This window comes from Nonomuraea ceibae (assembly GCF_019396325.1).
GTDB classification, from domain to species: Bacteria; Actinomycetota; Actinomycetes; order Streptosporangiales; family Streptosporangiaceae; genus Nonomuraea; species Nonomuraea ceibae.
The window spans coordinates 1-18,567 of sequence record NZ_JAHKRO010000037.1 but is presented as its reverse complement, the minus strand read 5'-3'; the positions used below and the strand labels follow the sequence as shown (position 1 = coordinate 18,567).

19 protein-coding genes are annotated in these 18,567 nt (G+C 71.2%); 10 read left to right on the top strand and 9 right to left on the bottom strand.

What is annotated here, in order from left to right; all coding sequences use genetic code 11:
* Positions 1-4: 4 nt before the first annotated feature.
* The gene (locus KME80_RS22935) at positions 5-841 is read right to left on the bottom strand and encodes an SDR family oxidoreductase (protein WP_219508171.1); all 837 of its coding nucleotides are present in this window, start codon (positions 839-841) and stop codon (positions 5-7) included.
* Positions 842-947: 106 nt separating this feature from the next.
* On the opposite strand from KME80_RS22935, the gene KME80_RS22930 reads away from it, so the two are divergent.
* Entirely contained in the window at positions 948-1,388 is a 441-nt protein-coding gene (locus KME80_RS22930; protein ID WP_219508170.1) for a MarR family winged helix-turn-helix transcriptional regulator, read from the top strand.
* On the opposite strand, the gene dnaN is transcribed toward KME80_RS22930, so the two are convergent.
* The 3 genes from dnaN to KME80_RS22915 all read right to left on the bottom strand — a co-directional run bounded on the left by dnaN (position 1,374) and on the right by KME80_RS22915 (position 4,619).
* Positions 1,374-2,471, bottom strand: coding sequence for a DNA polymerase III subunit beta (dnaN, locus tag KME80_RS22925; protein WP_219508169.1), 1,098 nt, complete (start codon positions 2,469-2,471; stop codon positions 1,374-1,376). The genes KME80_RS22930 and dnaN overlap by 15 nt on opposite strands.
* 66 nt (positions 2,472-2,537) lie before the next feature.
* On the bottom strand, positions 2,538-3,188 hold the full coding sequence (locus KME80_RS22920) for a response regulator (protein ID WP_219508168.1): 651 nt from the start codon (positions 3,186-3,188) through the stop codon (positions 2,538-2,540).
* Positions 3,189-3,191: 3 nt separating this feature from the next.
* Positions 3,192-4,619, bottom strand: coding sequence for a sensor histidine kinase (locus tag KME80_RS22915; RefSeq protein ID WP_219508167.1), 1,428 nt, complete (start codon positions 4,617-4,619; stop codon positions 3,192-3,194).
* A gap of 109 nt (positions 4,620-4,728) precedes the next feature.
* Between KME80_RS22915 and KME80_RS22910 the strand changes: the two genes are divergently transcribed.
* A complete protein-coding gene (locus tag KME80_RS22910) occupies positions 4,729-5,634 on the top strand; it encodes an ABC transporter ATP-binding protein (RefSeq protein WP_219508166.1) in 906 nt (301 codons plus the stop codon).
* On the top strand, positions 5,631-6,365 hold the full coding sequence (locus tag KME80_RS22905) for an ABC transporter permease (RefSeq protein ID WP_219508165.1): 735 nt from the start codon (positions 5,631-5,633) through the stop codon (positions 6,363-6,365). The genes KME80_RS22910 and KME80_RS22905 overlap by 4 nt, the downstream gene beginning before the upstream one ends.
* A 2-nt stretch (positions 6,366-6,367) precedes the next feature.
* On the opposite strand, the gene KME80_RS22900 is transcribed toward KME80_RS22905, so the two are convergent.
* Positions 6,368-7,261, bottom strand: coding sequence for an SMP-30/gluconolactonase/LRE family protein (locus KME80_RS22900; RefSeq protein ID WP_219508164.1), 894 nt, complete (start codon positions 7,259-7,261; stop codon positions 6,368-6,370).
* A 49-nt stretch (positions 7,262-7,310) separates the two neighbouring features.
* Between KME80_RS22900 and KME80_RS22895 the strand changes: the two genes are divergently transcribed.
* The 5 genes from KME80_RS22895 (at position 7,311) to KME80_RS22875 (ending at position 10,622) form a co-directional block, all read left to right on the top strand.
* Complete coding sequence (locus tag KME80_RS22895) at positions 7,311-7,748, top strand: Lrp/AsnC family transcriptional regulator (RefSeq protein ID WP_219508163.1); 438 nt, start codon at positions 7,311-7,313, stop codon at positions 7,746-7,748.
* 9 nt (positions 7,749-7,757) lie between these two features.
* A complete protein-coding gene (locus KME80_RS22890; protein WP_219508162.1) occupies positions 7,758-8,477 on the top strand; it encodes a metallophosphoesterase in 720 nt (239 codons plus the stop codon).
* 10 nt (positions 8,478-8,487) lie between these two features.
* Positions 8,488-8,967: a redox-sensitive transcriptional activator SoxR gene (gene soxR, locus KME80_RS22885; protein WP_219508161.1), complete on the top strand. Its 480-nt coding sequence runs from the start codon at positions 8,488-8,490 to the stop codon at positions 8,965-8,967.
* A gap of 115 nt (positions 8,968-9,082) precedes the next feature.
* Positions 9,083-9,586: a SigE family RNA polymerase sigma factor gene (locus tag KME80_RS22880; protein ID WP_219508160.1), complete on the top strand. Its 504-nt coding sequence runs from the start codon at positions 9,083-9,085 to the stop codon at positions 9,584-9,586.
* A gap of 4 nt (positions 9,587-9,590) precedes the next feature.
* Positions 9,591-10,622 carry a hypothetical protein gene (locus KME80_RS22875; RefSeq protein WP_219508159.1) on the top strand — a complete coding sequence of 344 codons (1,032 nt, stop codon included), beginning with the start codon at positions 9,591-9,593 and terminating at the stop codon, positions 10,620-10,622.
* Between the two features lie 13 nt (positions 10,623-10,635).
* On the opposite strand, the gene dnaB is transcribed toward KME80_RS22875, so the two are convergent.
* Positions 10,636-12,840: a replicative DNA helicase gene (gene dnaB, locus KME80_RS22870; protein WP_219508158.1), complete on the bottom strand. Its 2,205-nt coding sequence runs from the start codon at positions 12,838-12,840 to the stop codon at positions 10,636-10,638.
* A 281-nt stretch (positions 12,841-13,121) separates the two neighbouring features.
* On the opposite strand from dnaB, the gene KME80_RS22865 reads away from it, so the two are divergent.
* Both KME80_RS22865 and KME80_RS22860 read left to right on the top strand, forming a co-directional pair.
* The gene (locus KME80_RS22865) at positions 13,122-14,423 is read left to right on the top strand and encodes an MATE family efflux transporter (protein WP_219508157.1); all 1,302 of its coding nucleotides are present in this window, start codon (positions 13,122-13,124) and stop codon (positions 14,421-14,423) included.
* Between the two features lie 67 nt (positions 14,424-14,490).
* Complete coding sequence (locus tag KME80_RS22860) at positions 14,491-15,972, top strand: APC family permease (protein WP_246645505.1); 1,482 nt, start codon at positions 14,491-14,493, stop codon at positions 15,970-15,972.
* On the opposite strand, the gene KME80_RS22855 is transcribed toward KME80_RS22860, so the two are convergent.
* From KME80_RS22855 to KME80_RS22845, 3 genes are read right to left on the bottom strand one after another with little or no spacing between them, the layout of a single operon-like run.
* A complete protein-coding gene (locus KME80_RS22855) occupies positions 15,969-16,712 on the bottom strand; it encodes an amino acid ABC transporter ATP-binding protein (RefSeq protein ID WP_219508155.1) in 744 nt (247 codons plus the stop codon). The genes KME80_RS22860 and KME80_RS22855 overlap by 4 nt on opposite strands.
* Positions 16,709-17,593 (bottom strand): amino acid ABC transporter permease, encoded by an 885-nt coding sequence (locus KME80_RS22850; RefSeq protein WP_308125892.1) that lies wholly within the window; start codon positions 17,591-17,593, stop codon positions 16,709-16,711. Before KME80_RS22850 ends, KME80_RS22855 begins: the two co-directional genes overlap by 4 nt.
* Entirely contained in the window at positions 17,554-18,420 is an 867-nt protein-coding gene (locus KME80_RS22845; RefSeq protein ID WP_219508154.1) for an ABC transporter substrate-binding protein, read from the bottom strand. Before KME80_RS22845 ends, KME80_RS22850 begins: the two co-directional genes overlap by 40 nt.
* Between the last annotated feature and the right edge of the window lie 147 nt (positions 18,421-18,567).

The window sequence follows — 18,567 nt, the reverse complement described above, 5'->3', positions numbered from 1 at the left end:
GAGCTCAGGGCCTGAGCCTGTCGGCGTGGTCGGCGGCGAACTCCTCGAAGGAGCGCGCCGGACGGCCGACGACGCCGGCGAAGTCCTCGGTGGTGTAGTCGCCCCAGCCGCTCGCGTAGGCGCGAGCGTATTCGGTGTTGACCGCCGCGTCCCATTCGCGCAGCCCGGCGCCCAGCATCGCCTCGTAGGCGCCTTCCGGGGTGACCGGCTCGTAGCCGATGGGCGTGCCGTAGACGGGGGTCAGCCGGGAGGCGGCCTCGCGCAGCGAGATGCTCTCCGGCCCGGTGAGCGTGTAGGTCCTGCCCCGGTGCGCCGACGGGTCCGCCAGCACGCGGGCGCCGAACTCGGCGATGTCGCGCACGTCGATCAGGCCAATTCTGCCCTCGCCGGTGGACCCGTACAGGGTCGTGCCGTTGATCGAGCCGAAGAGGTTCTGCATGAAGAACGCCGGGCGGATGATCGTCCAGTCGAGCCCGGAGGCGGTCAGCTCCACGTCGGACAGGGCGTGCAGGCGGCCGTTGCGGGTGGGGGCGTCATGGGAGGCGCCGATGGCCGACATGCGGACCACGTGGCGCACGCCCGCCTGACGGGCGGCCCAGACGGCGTTCATGCTGGCGTGGGGCGCCTGCGGGCCCATCGCGGTGAGCAGCCAGAGCGTGTCGACGCCCTTGAACGCGGGCTCCAGGGTGTCGGGCCGGTCCAGGTCGCCGGCCACCGCCTCGACGCCGTCAGGCGCTTTGGCCAGATCGCGGACGAGCACGCGGACGTCGTCGGTGCCGGGCAGGGCGCGCAGCAGGGCACTGGAGACGGTGCCGGTCGCGCCAGTGATCAAGATCGTCATGTCGGCTCTCTCTCATCAGGCGGAACCGGTGCGTCCCGCTCATACAGCCAACGTATAGTAAGAAATAATGATGGTCAAGTTTGGTGACTAATAGGAGGATGTGGCCGTGCGCCGCAGTGACAACAAGCAAGCCGACCCCGACATCGGGGTCCTGAGCAGCCGCGTGCTCTTCCGGCTGCAGCGAGAGCTCTTCTCCACCCTTGCCGAGCAGGGGCATCCGCGGCTGAGGCCGCGCCACGGGGCCGTGCTGGCCTACCTGAACGAGGAAGGCAGCCGGGCCACCGACCTGGCCGCCCTGTCGGGGCAGCACAAGCAGGTCGTCGGCACGCTCGTGGACGAGCTCGTCGAGCTCGGCTACGTGGAGCGGCAACCCGACCCGGCCGACCGCCGGGCCAAGCTCATCGTGCCCACCCGCAAGGGGCTCGACGAGATGGCCCGCTCCGACGCGATCGTGGCCGCCATCGAGGACCGCTACGCCAAGGCCGTCGGCGAGGAGACCTACGCCGAGTTCAAGAGGGTCTTCAGGCTGATCTCAGCTCAGCCGTAGCGACATCACCAGGTAGCGGAAGGCGGGCTCGGCGTCACCGGGCACGTCCTGGATCAGGGCGGGCCTGGTCGGCGACTCCATGTTGATGCGCGCCAGGTCGGTCTCGATGCCGACGAGCCCGTCGAGGATGAACTGCGACTGGAAGGCGATCTGGATGTCGTCGCCGCGCAGCTCGCACTCGACCACCTCCGAGCCCCGGCCGATGTCGCCGCCGCCCGCCTGGATGCGCACCTGGCCCTGGCTGAACGACAGGCGGATCGCCGTGTTGCGCTCGGCCACCAGCGCCACCCGCTTGATGGCCGCCACGAACGGCGCCACCGGCACGTCGGCCCGGATCGACCAGTCGGCGGTCAGCCGGGTGCGGTAGTCGATGAACTGCTCGTCGAGCAGCCGCACCGTGGTGCTGCGCCCGACGCTCTCGAAGCCCGCCACGCCGTCGCCGAACGCGACCGACACCTCGCCGCCGCGCAGCGACTTGGCCACCTCGACCAGCACGCGGGCCGGCACCATGGCCGAGACCGAGGCGGTGGGGCTGGCCGGACGCCAGGCGAACTCGCGGGCCGCGATGCGATAGCGGTCGGTGGCCGCCATCGTGACGAGGTCGCCGTCGACGTCGACCCTGATGCCGGTCAGCATCGGCAGCGTGTCGTCGCGGCTGGAGGCCGGGGCCACCTGGCCGACGGCCGAGGCGAACACGCCGCCGCCGATCGCGCCGATGGCGGGCGGCATCGCGGGCAGGCTCGGGAAGTCCTCGACGGGCATGGTGATCAACCCGAACTCGGCGCTGCCGCAGGTGAGCACCGCCTCCTGGCCCTCGGTGACCAGCTCGACGTCGTCGGCGGGCAGGCTCCTGCTGATCTCGGCGAGCAGCCGGCCGGGGATCAGCACACTGCCGGACTCGGCCACGTCGGCGTCGACCAGGGCGCGCGCCGACACGTCGTAGTCGAACGCGGACAGGCTCAGCTCCTCGCCCGCCTCCAGCAGGAGCCCGGAGAGCACGGGCGTCACGGGCCGGCTGGGCAGGACCCTGGCCGCCCACGCGACCGCGTCGGCCAGCACGTCACGGTTAACCCGGATTTTCACCTGATCCACCCTTTCTTCGCGGCCTGCCCTCTAGAAAATAGCCGAGCCTACCGACAAAGAATCCCGCTAGCGGCTGTTGAGGTAGGCGAGAACGGCCAGGACCCGGCGGTTGTCGTCGTCGGAGGGGGCCAGGCCGAGCTTGGCGAAGATGCCCGCGGTGTGCTTGGCCACCGCGCTCTCGCTGAGGAACAGCCGCTGCGAGATGGCCGCGTTGGAGCGCCCCTCGGCCATCGCTTCGAGCACGTCGCGCTCGCGCGGGGTGAGCGTGGCCAGCGGCTCGTGGGTGGCGTTGCTGGCCAGCAGCTTGGCGATCACCTCGGGGTCCATGGCCGTGCCGCCCCCGGCCACCCGGCGCACCGCGTCGACGAACTGCTCGGCGTTGAACACCCGGTCCTTCAGCAGGTAGCCGATCGCGCCGGAGCCGTCGGCCAGCAGCTCGCGGGCGTAGAGCTGCTCGACGTGCTGGGAGAGCACGAGGATCGGCAGCCCGGGCACCTGCTTGCGGGCGGCCAGCGCGGCCTGCAGGCCCTCGTCGGTGTTGGTCGGCGGCAGCCGCACGTCGACGATGGACACGTCAGGGCGCAGCTCCAGCAGCCCCCTGAGCAGCTCCGGGCCGGTCTCCACGGCGGCCACGACCTCGAAGCCGTGCGCTTGCAGCAGGTGGACCAGGCCGTCCCTGAGGAGATAGAGGTCTTCGGCGACGAGTACGCGGTTCATCACTCAGAACCATAGGTTGGTCGGCGTCGCGTTGCACATCCACAGGTCACGGTTGTGGTTGGCGGGGATGGCGACCGCGGCCACGTACATCATGGTGCCGAGCACGACCATGAACGCGATGACCGGCCACTGGTAGGGCTCCGGCAGGTGCAGCGCCAGGAACCAGGTCTTCTCCTCGACTCCGAAGATCTTGAAGATGGCCGTCACGATCCCCTGCGGGAACAGCGGGCACCAGGCCGTCGCCCACAGGGTGACCACGGTGATCATCTTCCAGCGCGGCAGCTTGGGCAGGTCGCCCGCCCAGTATTCGGGCAGCACCCGGGGCAGCTCCATCGTCACCGTGGTCGGCCCGCCGGGCGGGCTGTGCAGCGCCATGACGCCGTCGAAGGCCGCCAGCCGCCGTTCGATGCCGGTCAGGCCGCTGCCCTTGGCGGGATCGGCGCCGCCCCAGCCGTCGTCGCTCACCGTGATGCGCAGGCTCGGGCCGTTGGTGCTGATGTCGACCGTGGCCCGGGTCGCGCCGCCGTGGCGGGCGGCGTTGGACAGCAGCTCGCTCACGGCGAAGTAGGCGGCGGCCTCCACGGGAGCCTCCGGCCGGTGCGGCAGGTCCACCTCCACCGTCACCTTGAGCGCGCTGTCCATCGCCAGCGCCCGCACGGCGTCGCCGAGGCCGCGCTCGGCCAGCACCGGCGGGTGGATGCCGCGGATGACCCGGCGCAGCTCGGTCAGCGTCTCGGCGGAGGCGTCGCGGGCCTTGGCCAGCAGCGCCTTGGCGGCGGCCGGGTCGGTGTCGACCAGGTTCTCGACGGCGCCCAGCGTCATGCCGATCGCCACCAGCCTGGCCTGGGTGCCGTCGTGCAGGTCGCGTTCGATGCGGCGCATCTCGGCGGCCTGCGTGTCGACGGCCAGGTTGCGCACCCGGCTCAGGTGGCTGACCTGGCTGGCCAGCCTGCTGGCCGCGGTCGGGCCCAGCAGCAGCTCGCACCAGAGCCCGTACAGCCGGAGCCCGCGCTCGGGCATCAGCAGCAGCAACGGGACCAAGGCCACCTTGACCAGCGGGTCGAGCAGCAGCCACAGCGCGTCGCGGAAGGTCGCCCGGTCGGTGAGCATCCACTTCCACCGGTCGTTCCAGGCGGGCACCCGGGGCGACTTGTACAGGGTCCGGCCGTGGCGGTACATGCCGTCGGACTGCGGCTGCGGAGGCGGCGGCGGGGGCAGGTAGGGCGCCTCGATCTCGATGCCGGACGAGGTGCGCACCAGCTTCCTGGTGAGCCCGGTCACCCCTCTGATCATCCGGACCGCCGGCGGGAACAGGAACACCATGCCCAGGCCGAACGTCGCCATGACCGTGAGGAACGCGGCCACGATCACGACCAGTTCGTAAGCGGCCAGCGTCAGCAACGCCAGGACGATCCCGTACTTCCGGAGCATGTCACCAGTGTGCGTGATCCAGGCGCACTCTCACATTGCACCTAGGTACACCCTTGCCCGGCAACCAACCGCATTCCCGGTGACCTGCGCGAACTCTAGCGTCGAAGCCATGAACGTCATCGAGGTCGAGAACCTCCACAAGCGCTACCCCAACCACGTGGCGGTGCACGACGTGTCGTTCGAGGTGTCGGAGGGCGAGATCTTCGGCATCCTCGGCCCGAACGGCGCCGGCAAGACCACCACCGTCGAGTGCGTCTCCGGGCTGCGCGTCCCCGACGGCGGCGCCATCCGCGTCGCCGGCATCGACCCGCACCGCGAGCGCGACCACCTGCGCCGGGTGCTCGGCGCGCAGCTCCAGAGCTCCGCGCTGCCGGAGAAGATCAAGGTCTGGGAGGCGCTGGACCTGTACGCGTCCTTCTACCCCGACCCGGCCGACTGGCGGGAGCTGCTGGAACGCGTCGGGCTCGGCGCCAAGAAGGACGCCATGTTCGGCAAGCTCTCCGGCGGCCAGCGCCAGCGCCTGTCGGTCGCCCTCGCGCTCGTCGGCAAGCCGCGCATCGCGGTGCTGGACGAGCTCACCACCGGGCTCGACCCGCAGGCCCGCCGCGACACCTGGGAGCTGGTCGAGCAGGTGCGCGACTCCGGCGTGACGATCGTGCTGGTCACGCACTTCATGGAGGAGGCCGAGCGGCTCTGCGACCGCATCGCGCTCATCGACGCCGGTCGCGTGGTGGCCGTCGACTCCCCCGCCGGGCTGATCGAGCGGGTGGGCGGCGAGCAGCGGCTGCGGTTCCGGCCGTCGGCCCCCGTCTCGGACGCGGTGCTGCTGGCCCTGCCCGAGGTCACCGACGTCAGCAGGAGCGGCCAGCAGATGGTCGTGACCGGCAAGGGCAACCTCGCGCACGCGGTCACGATGGCCCTGGCCGACCAGCAGGTCATCCCCGGCGACCTGCGGATCGAGCAGGCCACGCTGGACGACGCGTTCCTCGCTCTCACCGGAAGGAAGCTGGCATGAAGAAGATCCTCCTGATGGAGACCAAGCTCCACCTGCGCGACTGGCCGATCCTGGCGTTCGGCCTCGTGCTGCCCATCGGGCTGCTGCTGGGCCTGGGGCAGATCCCGGACCTCGGCAAGCCCGACCCGAACCTCGGCGGGGCCCGGTTCGTCGACGCGCAACTGCCCGCGCAGATGATCCTGCTCGCCCTGATGACGATGTCCTTCACCGCCCTTCCCGGCGTGCTGACCGCCTACCGCGAGCAGGGCGTGCTGCGCAGGATGTCGACGACGCCGGTGCACCCAGGGCGGCTGCTCGGCGCGCAACTGGTGATCAACCTGGCCGTCGCCGCGATCGCCGCCGTCCTGGTGATCGTGCTCGGGGCGCTGGTGCTCGGCTCCCACGTGCCGGCGAACCTGATCGGGTTCGTCCTGGTCTTCCTGCTCGGGGCGGCGGCGATGCTGGCCCTCGGGCTGGTGATCGCCTCCGTCGCGCCCAGCAGCAAGGCCGCCCCGGGCATCGGCTCGGTCGTCATGTTCCCGCTGCTGTTCCTGGCCGGGATGTGGCTCCCGCGCGAGATCATGCCCGACGCCCTGCGCACGATCAGCGACTACTCGGTGGTCGGCCCGTTCGTCAACGCGATGCGCGACACCTGGGCGGGCGACTGGCCGCAGCTCCCCCACCTGGCCGTGATGCTGGTCGGGCTGGCGCTGTTCGGCGGGCTGGCCGTGAAGCTGTTCAAGTGGGAGTGAGCTCAGGCCCACACCGGGCGGGCGCCGGTGACGTTGAGGTAGAGCGAGTAGAGCGAGGAGGTGGCGGCGATGAACAGCCGGTTGCGCTTGAGGCCGCCGAACACCAGGTTGGCCACGTCCTCCGGCACGTGCAGCCGGCCGAGCGCGGCGCCGTCGGGCGCGTAGCAGTGCACGGCCTTGCCGGCGGCGGCCCACACCCGGCCCTGGTCGTCCAGGCGCATCCCGTCGTAACGGCCGCCGCCCTCGGCGAACACCTCGCCGCCGGTGAGCGTGCCGTCCTCGCGCACGTCGAACACCCGCAGGTGGCCCCTGCGGGTGTCTGCCACGTACAGCCGCGTCTCGTCCAGTGAGAAGGCCAGGCCGTTGGGCCGTTCGAAGTCGCCGGCCACGATCCGCACCTCGCCCGTGACGGGGTCCACCCGGTAGACGTGGCAGCCGTCGATCTCCTGCTCGGCCCTGACCCCCTCGTAGTCGCTGGTGATACCGTAGTTGGGGTCGGTGAACCAGAGCGAGCCGTCGGAGCGCACCACTGCGTCGTTGGGGCTGTTGAGCCGCCTGCCCTGCCACCGTTCGGCCAGCACCGTGATCGAGCCGTCGTGCTCGGTGCGGACCACCCGGCGCTCGCCCTGACGGCACGAGATCAGCCGGCCCTCGCGGTCCAGCGTGTTGCCGTTGGTGTAGCCGGCGGGCTGACGGAACGGGCCGACCGCGCCGCTCATCTCGTCCCAGCGCAGCATCCGGTCGTTGGGGATGTCGCTCCATGCCAGGTAGCGGCCCGCCGGGACGTACACCGGGCCCTCGGCCCAGCGGGAGCCGGTGTGCAGCCGTTCGAGCCAGGAGTCGCCGCCCACGGTGGCGAACCGCTCGTCGAGCACCTCGAATTCGGTGGGGATCATGCTGAATGTCCTTCGGTCAAAGCCGGAAATTTCCTAATAGCATATGGCTATGGATGACATTGACAAGACGCTGATCCGTCTCCTCCAGGATGACGCCACCCAGTCGTACGCGATCCTGGGCAAAGCGGTCGGGCTCTCGGCCGGGGCCGCGCACGAGCGCGTGCGCAAGCTGCGCGAGCGCGGCGTGATCCGGCGCACCACCATCGAGGTCGACCCCGAGGCCGTCGGCCTCGGCGTGGTCGCGTACGTGCTGGTCGACGGCGCCACGTGGATGGGCGGCAGCGCCGACCGGCTGGCCGCGATCGCCGCCGTCGAGGAGGCCCACGTGATCGCCGGTCCCGCCTCGGTGCTCCTCAAGCTCCGTACGGCGACCACCAAGGACCTCCAGGACGCGCTGCGCCGGGTGTTCGAGGTGGACGGCGTCACCAGCACGCAGTCGATCGTGGTGCTGGAGACCTTCTTCGAGCGCCCGATCCCCATCGCGTAAGGTGCACGGATGACGGTCTTCGCGCACATCAGCGACATCCACATCGGCGGCTCCGACGCGAGCGTGACGCGGGCCGAGGCCGTCATGCGCCACCTCGCCACGCTCGAGATCGACGCCGTCGTGGTCACCGGGGACGTCGCCGACCACGCGCTCGCCGAGGAGTACGAGGTGGCCGCCGGGATCCTGCGGGCCGACGTGCCGCTGGCCGTGTGTCCCGGCAACCACGACTCCGTCCCCGAGTTCGAGAAGCGGATCGGGCCCGCCGACCAGGCGATCCGGCTCGACGGGCTGACGATCGCGCTCGCCGACTCCAGCGTCCCCGGCCGCCCGTACGGGTTCCTCGCCGACGAGACGCTGGCCCGGCTCGACGCCGTCCTGTCGGAACGGCCCGGGGTCCCCGCCATGGTCGGCATGCACCACCCGCCCGTCGAGCTCGGCATCCCGTACGTGGACGAGATCCGGCTGCGGGAGCCGGAGCGGCTCGAAGAACTGCTGCGCGCCCACCCGAACGTCGTCGCGGTGCTCGCCGGCCACGCCCACACCGGCGCGACGGCCAGGTTCGCCGGGCTGCCCGTGGCCGTCGCCCCCGGCGTGGTCTCCACCTGCCTCACCCAGGTCGAGACGGACGCCGCCTTCCCCGTCACCTACGACCTGCCGCCCGGCTTCGCCCTGCACTTCTTCGACGGCGAACGGCTGGTGACCCACTTCCGCCCGGTCATCCTCAAGTAGCCTTGAGGTTGTGACCAACGTGGCATGGAACTCCAAGGAGCTGACCGTCGGCCAGCTCGCCGAGCGCAGCGGCGTCGCCGTGTCGGCCCTGCACTTCTACGAGACCAAGGGCCTGATCTCCAGCCGCCGCACCGCCGGCAACCAGCGCCGCTACACCCGCGACACCCTGCGCCGGGTCGCGTTCGTACGGCTGTCGCAGCGGCTCGGCATCCCGCTCAAGACCATCGCCGACGCCCTCGCCGAGCTGCCCGAGGAGCGCACCCCCACCCGCGACGACTGGGCGCGGCTGTCGGCCGCCTGGCGCAGGGAGCTCGACGACCGCATCGTCCAGCTCCAGCGGCTGCGTGACGACCTCACCGACTGCATCGGCTGCGGCTGCCTGTCGCTCGACCGGTGCGCGCTCGCCAACGCCCACGACCGCCTCGGTGAGGAGGGCCCCGGCGCCCGCCGCATCGACACCCGCATCTGCCCTCCGGCCTCCTGCCGCTGACCCCCGCCCCCAGGCAACCTTTCCGCGCCCCGGCCGCTGCCCCTCTCCCCCAGGCAACCTTTCCGCGCCCCGGCCGCGTAGTACCGGTGATTGTCACTGAGGAAAGGCTCGGGGGATGGCGGATCGATCGGAGTACGACGCGTTCGTCGCGGCGGCATGGCATCGGTTGCTCCGCACCGCCTATCTGCTGACCAGGGACTGGGCCGTGGCCGAGGACCTGGTGCAGACGGCGTTGATGAAGGTCTGGGTGGTCTGGCCGCGCGTTCGCGAGGAGCATGAGGCGTACGTACGCAAGATCATCGTGAACGAGCACGTGTCATGGTGGCGGCGGCGCTGGAGACAGGCCGAGATCACCACCGGCGCGCCGCCCGACCGGGCGCAGGACTCCGACCGCATGGATCAGGCGGACGAGCGCCGGCTCGTCTGGGAGCTCCTGGGCCGGCTGCCGGCCCGCCAGCGGGCCGTGGTGGTGCTGCGCTTCTTCGAGGACATGACCGAGGTCCAGACCGCCAGGACGCTGGGCTGCAGCGTGGGGACGGTCAAGAGCCAGACGAGCAGGGCGCTGGCCAAGCTGCGCGTCGACGCATCGTTCGCGGCCGCGTACGCGAGGAAGGGGTAAGGGCGTGCCCATCGACCACAGGGACCTGTACGAGCTGCTGGAGGAGCGCAGCCGTCCGGCGCTGGACCGTCCGATCCCGTGGGAGCGGCTGCGCGCCCGCGCGCCGGCGGCGCGACGCCGCCGCGCCGCCGTCGTCGCGGTCGCGGGCGTCGTGGCGGCGTCGGTCGTGGCGTCGGTCGCGGTGGGCTGGAGCCTGCTCGGCGTACGCCCGGCGCCCGAGAAGGAGGGCACGATCACCGCCAGTGCCCCGAAGCAGCTCCCGGCCCGGTTCGAGGCGGCGGACGGGACCGTCTACCGCCGTCTCGCCACGGTCACGCTGGACGCGCCGGCCGCCAGGACGGTGTCGGCGAAGGTGCCGGTGAGCGGGAAACCGCTGGCCGTCATGGCCGACTGCCCGCCGAGCACGCCGTTCTACGTGCCCACGGTCACCGCCAAGGTGGCGGGGACGCGCCGGTGGTTCCCCCTGACGTTCGACGGCCTGCACGGCTCGTGCGAGCAGAACCGGCCGGCCGACCTCGCGCCGCTGCCCGGCGGCGCGCGTGAGGTCACGTTCACGATGACGATGGGCAAGGCCGCCAAGGACGTGCCGGGCCGGCCGGGCAGGTGGCGGTTCGGCATCTACGAGTGGACGCCGCCCGCGTCCCCGGCTCCCGCGCCGACGGAGACGCCGCCCGCGACGATCGGCGACCGGTACCGGCTCCTCACCGCGAGGACGGTCACCTGGCCCGACAGTCACGGCGTGACGCTCACGCTCCCGCCCACGGACCGGCCGCTCACGGTGGTCGCCTACTGCACGGGCGCGATCGCCGGCCGGGTGCACGCGGAGACCAGCGTCAACGGCCGTCCCCCCAAGGGCGCCGCCAGGTGCTGGGAGCCGCCTTCGGGCGGCACGTTCAGCGTCGGCGAGCTCGGCACGGTGCGGCCCGGCGCCGACGGCAAGGTGACCGTCCGGCTCAGGGTCTCGGCCGGCGGCGCCACCGCGTACGAGCGCCGCCCCGGCACGCTGACCCTGGCCGTCTACCAGACGACGGAGTGAGCCGCCGGGCGGCCTAGTGCTGGGCCATGTCGACGAAGCGGCTGTAGTGGCCCTGGAAGGCGACCGTCACCGTCGCCGTGGGGCCGTTACGGTGCTTGGCCACGATCAGGTCGGCCTCACCGGCGCGCGGGGACTCGCGCTCGTAGGCGTCCTCGCGGTGCAGCAGGATGACCATGTCGGCGTCCTGCTCGATCGATCCACTTTCGCGCAGGTCGCTCACCTGGGGGCGCTTGTCGGTGCGCTGCTCGGGGCCACGGTTGAGCTGGGAGATCGCGATGACCGGGACCTCCAGCTCCTTGGCCAGCAGCTTGATCGCACGGGAGATCTCCGAGACCTCGTTCTGGCGGCTCTCGGTCTTCTTCGGCGAGCTCATCAGCTGCAGGTAGTCGATGACGACGAAGCGCAGGTCGTTGCGCTGTTTGAGGCGGCGGCACTTGGCCCGGATCTCCATCATCGACATGTTGGGCGAGTCGTCGATGAACAGCGGCGCCTCGGCGACCTCGCTCATGCGGCGGGCCAGGCGGGTCCAGTCGTCGTCGCCCATCATGCCCGAGCGCATGGCGTGGAGGGCGACGCGGGCCTCGGCCGACAGCAGACGCATGGTGATCTCGTTGCGGGACATCTCCAGGGAGAAGATGACCGTGGTCATGCCGTGCTTGATGGCGGCCGAGCGGGCGAAGTCGAGGCCGAGCGTGCTGTTGTGGGTGGGCACGCAGGCGCGGCTCGCCAGGTAGAGGTGGTCGGCGTTGTCGACCTCGACGCAGCGTACGGGGCGGGTCTCGACCGGGCGGACGGCGACGATCTCGTGGGACGGCCGGCCCGCGGCGCCGGGCTGGCGGCCGGGCAGGCGGAAGACGCGCTCGGCGGTGGCGAACCCGATCGTGTAGCGGGCGGAGGGCACGCCGGCGCGGCCCCTGATGGGCTCGGTGGTGATCGTGGCGTGGTAGCCGAGGGTCAGCGCGAGCTCGCGCACGTCGTGGGCGAGGCGCCGGTCGGTGGCGGCGAACTGGACCCACCCGGCGCTGTTGACGTGGCCGTCGGCGTCGAGCAGGCCCGCCAGCAGGTCACGCCGCTGCCGCTCGGAGCCGCGCAGGTAGGCGGCGGGAACGCGGTCGGCGGCGAGCAGGCCGAGCGCGGCCAGGCCCTTGTGCAGCTCGTCGGAGCGCAGCACCTCGGCGAGCGCCGGGTCGCTCACGCCCGCGCCGGCCCGGTCGCCGAGCCAGAGGCCCAGCAGGTAGGGGTCGAGCGGGAGCTCCTGCTCGTCGAGGCGGAAGGCGGCGGGCAGCGCCACGTCGTGGCCGGGGGCGAGCTCCTCGGTGGTGCGCAGGACGCCGTCGGCGGTGCGCCACTGGTGCAGGGCGTCGGCGACGATGACCGTGCCGTCGGCGAACTCCACCTCGTGACAGGGCCGGTCGTGCAGCACCTCGGTCGCGGCGACGACCCGGGTCGGCCTCCCGTCGGCGCCGATGAGCAGGTCGCCGACCTCGACCTGGCCCATCGTGGTCCAGCCGGTCGGGGTGGGCAGCGGGGTGTCGAGGGCGAGCGCCTTGCCGATGGCCGGGCGGGCCGCGACGACGATCATCTGGCCGGGGTGCAGGCCGTTGGTGAGCTGGTCCAGGTCCTGGAAGCCGGTGGGCACGCCGACCATCTGGCCGCCGCGGCTGCCGATGGCCTCCAGCTCGTCGAGGGCGCCGGGCATGATGTCGGCCAGCGCCGCGTAGTCCTCGGAGGTGCGCCGCTCGGTGACCTTGTAGATCTCCGCCTGGGCGCGGTCGACCAGGTCGTCGACCTCTTCGTTCTGGCCGCCGTAGCCGAAGGAGACGATGCGGGTGCCGGCCTCGATGAGCCGCCGCAGGATCGCCTGCTCACGGACGATCTTCGCGTAGTAGCCGGCGTTGGCGGCGGTGGGGACGACGGCCGTCAGCGTGTGGAGGTAGGCGGCGCCGCCGACGCGGGCCATCTCGCCGCGCTTCTGCAGCTCGTCGAAGACCGTGACGGCGTCGGCGGGCTCGCCCCGGCCGTAGAGGTCGGTGATGACCTCGTAGATCATCTGGTGGGCGGGCCGGTAGAAGTCGTCGGAACGGATGATCTCGACTACGTCGGCGATCGCGTCCTTCGACAGCAGCATGCCGCCGAGGACGGACTGCTCCGCCTCGATGTTGCTCGGCGGGGTGCGCTCGAAGCCCGGCCCTGCGCCGACCTCTTCGTCAATGCTCACCGCGCCCCCTCGAGACTTGCAGGCGGTCGCACCACCCCCACTTGTAGTCGACCGGGGTGACAGTTTCGCGGCTCTGCGCCCTGACGGCAACGCGGCCTGTGGAAAACCCTGTGGTCAAGCTGTGTACGAACCGCCCCAGGGTGTGAAATGCCTGTGGACGGAGCTGGGGATAACTGTGGAAAAGATCCTTCACACCTATTCTGACCTGCGAAGACAGTATCCACCGGCTGTGGAGGAAAGAAAGTTGGCCCGACACGCGGAGTAAGGGGCATACTGTACAGATGCCCATTACCCGACAGGACCGGGAAATCCTCCGGCTTGCCGTGCCCGCGTTCGGCGCGCTGGTCGCCGAGCCGCTCTTCCTGCTCGCCGACTACGCCATCGTGGGCCACGGGCTGGGCACCCAGGCGGTCGGCGCGCTGGGCGTCGCCGGCGCCGTCCTGACGACACTCGTCAACCTGTGCGTCTTCCTCGCCTACGGCACCACCGCGTCCGTCGCGCGGCAGACCGGCGCCGGCAACCACGACCGGGCCATGCGCAGCGGCGTCGACGGCATCTGGCTCGCGCTGGCCATCGGCGCGGCGCTCATCGTCACCTGCTGGCCGCTCGCCCCGGCCATCGTCGACCTGTTCGGCGCAAGCCCCGAGCAGTCCCAGGAAGCCGTCACGTACCTGCGCATCAGCCTTTTGGGCACCCCCGGCATGCTCGTCGTGCTCGCGGGCACCGGCGTGCTGCGCGGTCTCCAGGACACCGTCACGCCGCTCGTGGTGGCCATCGGCTCGTTCGCGCTCAACGCGATCCTGAACGCCTGGTTCGTGCTCGGCCTCGGCTGGGGCATCGCCGGCTCCGCCTGGGGCACCGTGCTCGCGCAGACGCTCGGCGCCGTCGTGTACGTGACCGTCGTCGTCAAGGGCGCGCGGCGGCTGGGCACGCCGCTGCGCCCCGACCCGGCCGGGATCGGGCAGGCGGGCACCGCCGGGTTCGCCCTGCTCATCAGGACCGTCTGCCTGCGCATCGTGCTCCTGGTCGCCACCGTCATCGCCACCCGGATGGGCCAGGCCGAGCTCGCCGCGTACGCCATCGCCACACAGGTGTGGACGATGCTGGCCTTCGCGCTCGACGCCATCGCCATCGCCGGGCAGGCCATCACCGGGCGGGCGCTCGGCGCCGGCGACGTGGCCGCCACCAGGGCCGCCACCCGGCGCATGGTGGTGTGGGGCGTCTGGTCCGGCGCGGCCCTCGCGCTGGTCGTCGTCGCGGCACGGCCGCTGCTGCCCGGCCTGTTCGACGCCGATCCACAGGTCACCGCCGAGCTGCTGGCCGTGCTCTGGCCTGTCGCGCTGTTCCAGCCGATCTGCGGCGTGGTGTTCGTCCTCGACGGCGTCCTCATCGGCGCGGGCGACCAGCGCTACCTCGCCTGGGCGGGCGTGTGGACGACGCTGGCGTACCTGCCTGCCGCCTTCCTCGCCGCCGGATTCGGCATCGTTGCACTTTGGTGCGCGCTCGGCCTGTGGATGATTGCACGTTTGATCACGCTGACCCTCCGGGCCTCCGGCACCGCCTGGCTGGTGACCGGGGCGTGACCGTACCGTGCTTGCTGTTGCCTGAGTGGTGATGCACTGTGGGCGAGTCACACGAGCGGGGTGTGTCTTGTCCACAATCACACGACGTCTGCCACCGGCCGAGGCCACCGGGTTACGCACCGGCGCCCGGCACAGGCTGGCCCAGGTCTACCGGACCGGCGACCTCGTCGTGCTCGGCCTCGGCGTGATGATCGGCGCCGGCATCTTCAGCATCGCCGGCCAGCAGGCCGCCACCGTGGCCGGGCCCGGCGTCATCCTCTCCTTCATGATCGCGGGCATCGCCTGCCTGCTGGCCTGCCTCTGCTACGCCGAACTGTCGTCCACCATGCCGGCCTCCGGCAGCGCCTACACGTTCACGTACGTCATCTTCGGCGAGGTGTGGGCGTGGGTCATCGGCTGCGCGCTGATCCTGGAGCTGCAGCTCGCCGCCGCCGTGGTGGCCCGCGCGTGGGGCCGGATCGCCGTCGGCGCCATCGCCAACACCGGGGTACGCGTCCCGTACCCGGAGCTGGTCGAGGACGGGCTCGTGCTGCTCATCCTGGTGCTGCTCACCGCCGTCGTCGCGATGGGCGCCCGGATCGGGCTGCGCGCCCTGTGGATCATGGTGTCGGCCAAGCTGCTGGCCATCGGCGCCGTCGTCGTCGTGGGCGTCCTCCACGTCGACCCCGCCAACTACGCCGGCTTCTACGCCGAGCCGCAGCCCGCCGCCACCCCGTCGGCGACCGTGCTGGAGCTGTTCACCGGGCAGGGGCAGGTGTTCGGCTGGTTCGGGGTGTTCGCCGCGGCGCCCGCCATCGCCTTCGCCTACATCGGCTTCGACATCGTCGCCACCGCCGCCGAGGAGACCGTCAACCCGCGCACCGTCGTGCCCAAGGGCATGATCCGCGGACTCGTCGTCGCCACCGTCATCTACATCGCCGTGGCGGCCGTCATGGTCGGCATGGTGCCGCACACCGGCATCGCCGTCGCCGCGCCCCTCACCAGCGCCTTCCAGGCCGCCGGGATCGACTGGATGGTCCACGTCATCGACGCCGGAGCCGTGCTCGGGCTGACCACGGTGATCCTCGTGCTGATCGTGGGGCAGACGCGGGTGCTGTTCTCCATGGCCCGCGACGGGCTCATCCCCCGCCGGCTCGCCGTCATCAGCCGCGCCTACCACACGCCCTCCCGCGTCACCCTCGTCATCGGCGCCACCGCGATCCTGCTGGCCGAGTTCGTGCCCGTGCTCACCATGCAGGAGCTGGTCGTGATGGGGACGCTGTTCGCGTTCCTGTTCGTCGCGGCCGGGGTGATCACCATGCGGCGCGGCATGCCGGAGCTCGAACGCGGCTTCCGGGTGCCGCTCTCCCCGCTGCTGCCCGTCCTGTCGCTGCTGGCCACCCTCTGGCTCATGGTGAACCTCAGAGTGCAGACCTGGGCGTGGTTCGCCCTGTGGATGGCCTTCGGGCTGCTCGTCTACCTCGCGTACGGCCGCCGCCACAGCCTGCTGGCAGGCGGCGAGCGGCCACCCCCGCCCCTGCCCCACGGGCGCGGCCGGCACCGGCGCTAAAGCCGCCCCGACTCCCGCACACCCTGGAGGAACGCCCGGGTGCGCTCGTGGTGCGGATCGTCGAACAACTGCTCCGGCGGCCCCTTCTCCAGCAGCACGCCGCCGTCCAGGAAGCACACCGTGTCGGAGATCTCCCGGCAGAACGACATCTCGTGCGTCGTCAGCAGCATCGTCATGCCCGACTCCTTCAGCTCACGGATGATGCCGAGCACCTCCCGCACCAGCTCCGGGTCCAGCGCCGACGTCACCTCGTCCAGCAGGATCAGCTTCGGCCGCGTCGCCAGCGCCCGCACCACCGCCACCCGCTGCTGCTGCCCTCCCGAGAGCTGGTCAGGGTACGCGCCCGCCTTGTCCGCCAGCCCGAACCTGGACAGCAGGTCACGCGCCTCCTCCTCAGCCCGCTCCTTCGGCACCCCGTGCACCTGACGCGGCGCCAGCGTGATGTTCGCCAGCACCGTCATGTGCGGGAACAGGTTGTACGCCTGGAACACGATGCCGAGCTGCTTGCGCACCCCGTCGACGTCCACGCGCGGATCGGTGATCTCCTCACCGTCCAGCCGGATCACGCCGTCGTCGACCGTCTCCAGCAGGTTCGCGCAGCGCAGCAGCGTCGACTTGCCCGACCCGGACGCCCCGATCAGCGTCACCACCTCGTGCGCGTGCACCTCCAGATCGACGCCGCGCAGCACGCTGTGGTCGCCGAAGTGCTTCCACACTCCTTCGATGCTGAGCAGGCTCACGCGCCCCGCCTCCTTCGTGTCCGCTCGGCCAGATGGTCGGTGAACCGCGCCATCGGGATCGTCAGCAGGATGAACAGCAGCGCCGCCACCAGGTAGGGGGTGTAGTTGAAGTTGTCCAACGTGTGGATCTGCGCCTGCCGCAGCGCCTCCAGGGCCCCGATCGTCGCCACCAGCGCAGTGTCCTTCTGCAGCGAGATGAAGTCGTTCAGCAGCGGCGGCACGACCGTGCGGGTCGCCTGCGGCAGCACCACGAACCGCATCGCCTTGGCCTGGCTCAGGCCCAGCGACCTGGCCGCGGCCATCTGACTGGGGTGGACCGAGTCGATGCCGGCCCGGAACACCTCCGCCACGTACGCGCCGTAGGACAACGTCAGGGCGATGATGCCCAGCGTCGCGGGGTCGCTCGGGATGCCCTGCAACCGGAGCGCGGGCAGCCCGAACCCGACCAGGTAGATGACCAGCAGCGTCGGCACGCCCCTGAACACGTCCACGTAGAGCGTGGCCAGCGCGCGGATCGGGAGGAACGCCGGCGACTTGACGTTCCTGGCCAGCGCCACCAACAGGCCCACCACCAGGACCAGCGGCTCGGTGATCAGAAAGATCTTGATGTTGAGCAGGAACCCCTCGGCCACGTCCGGGAGCGACTCGCGGAACACCTCGGCGTTGAAGAACGCCGCCTGCACCCTCGTCCAGCCGGGCGCGTTGGTGGCGATCGTCGCCAGCAGCACCACGAACACGACCACCGAGGCGGTGGCGATCGAGGCGTTCCGCCGGCCCTGTGACCGGCGGAACCGCTCGCGCTCCTGCTGCCGTTCGCTCTTGACCCAGGTGGGGCCGGCGGTCACTTCAGCTCCGGCGCGCCCGCCGCCGAGCTCAGCCACTCCTGCTCGATCCTGGCCAGCTCACCCTTGGACTTGAGCGTCTCGACGGCCTTGTCGACGCACGACTTGATCGCGCTGCCCTTCTCCATGACCAGGCCGAACTCCTCGGGCGCGCCGCCCGTCGAGCTGAACTGGCCCACGATCTTGGAGCCCTCGACCTGCGCGGCCGTCACGTAGAAGGCCGTGGGCAGGTCCACCACGATGGCGTCGACCTGCTCGTTCTTGAGCGCGCTGACGGCGTCGCCCTGGTCGTTGTAGACGCTGGGCTCCTTGGCCGGCTTGATGACCTCCTGCACCGCCGCCAGCGAGGTGGTGCCGACCTGGACGCCGAACTTGGCGTCCTTGAGCTCGGCCAGCGTCTTGGCCCCGGCGTACTTGCCGTCGCCCGCGGTGACGACAGCCTGCTTGACCGTGTAGTAGCCCTTGCTGAAGTCGACCGCCTGGGCGCGCTCCGGGCTGATCGACACCTGGTTGATGTCGAAGTCGAACTGCTTGGCCCCCGGGGCGAACGCCGAGTCGAACTTGACCGTGGTCCACTGCACCTCGTCCCGGTCGAAGCCGAGCTCGCCGGCCACCGCGAACGCGACCGCGCTCTCGAAGCCCTGGCCGTTGCTCGGGTCGTCGTCCTTGAACCACGGCTCGAAGGCGGGCTTGTCGGTCCCGATCGTCAGCTTGCCGGCGTTGACGAGCTTGAGCTGGTCCTTGGTGCACGCGGTGGACACCGTCGGGGCCGGGGCGGCCGTGTCGGCGGTGTTGTCGACGGGCGCACAGGCTACGGCCGCCGCCGCGAGCGCGCCGAGCGCGAGCAGCATCGAGGGACGGGCCATGGCGGAGCCTCCAGGGGGAAACGCGAAGAAAAGAACGAAAAGGGATTCTACGCTGCGCGCCAACCGCCCCCACCTGCGGTCCGGCTGGCGAGACGGCGACGGGCCCCTCCCCGGAACGGGAGGGGGCCGCCGGGGAAGCGGGGGAGG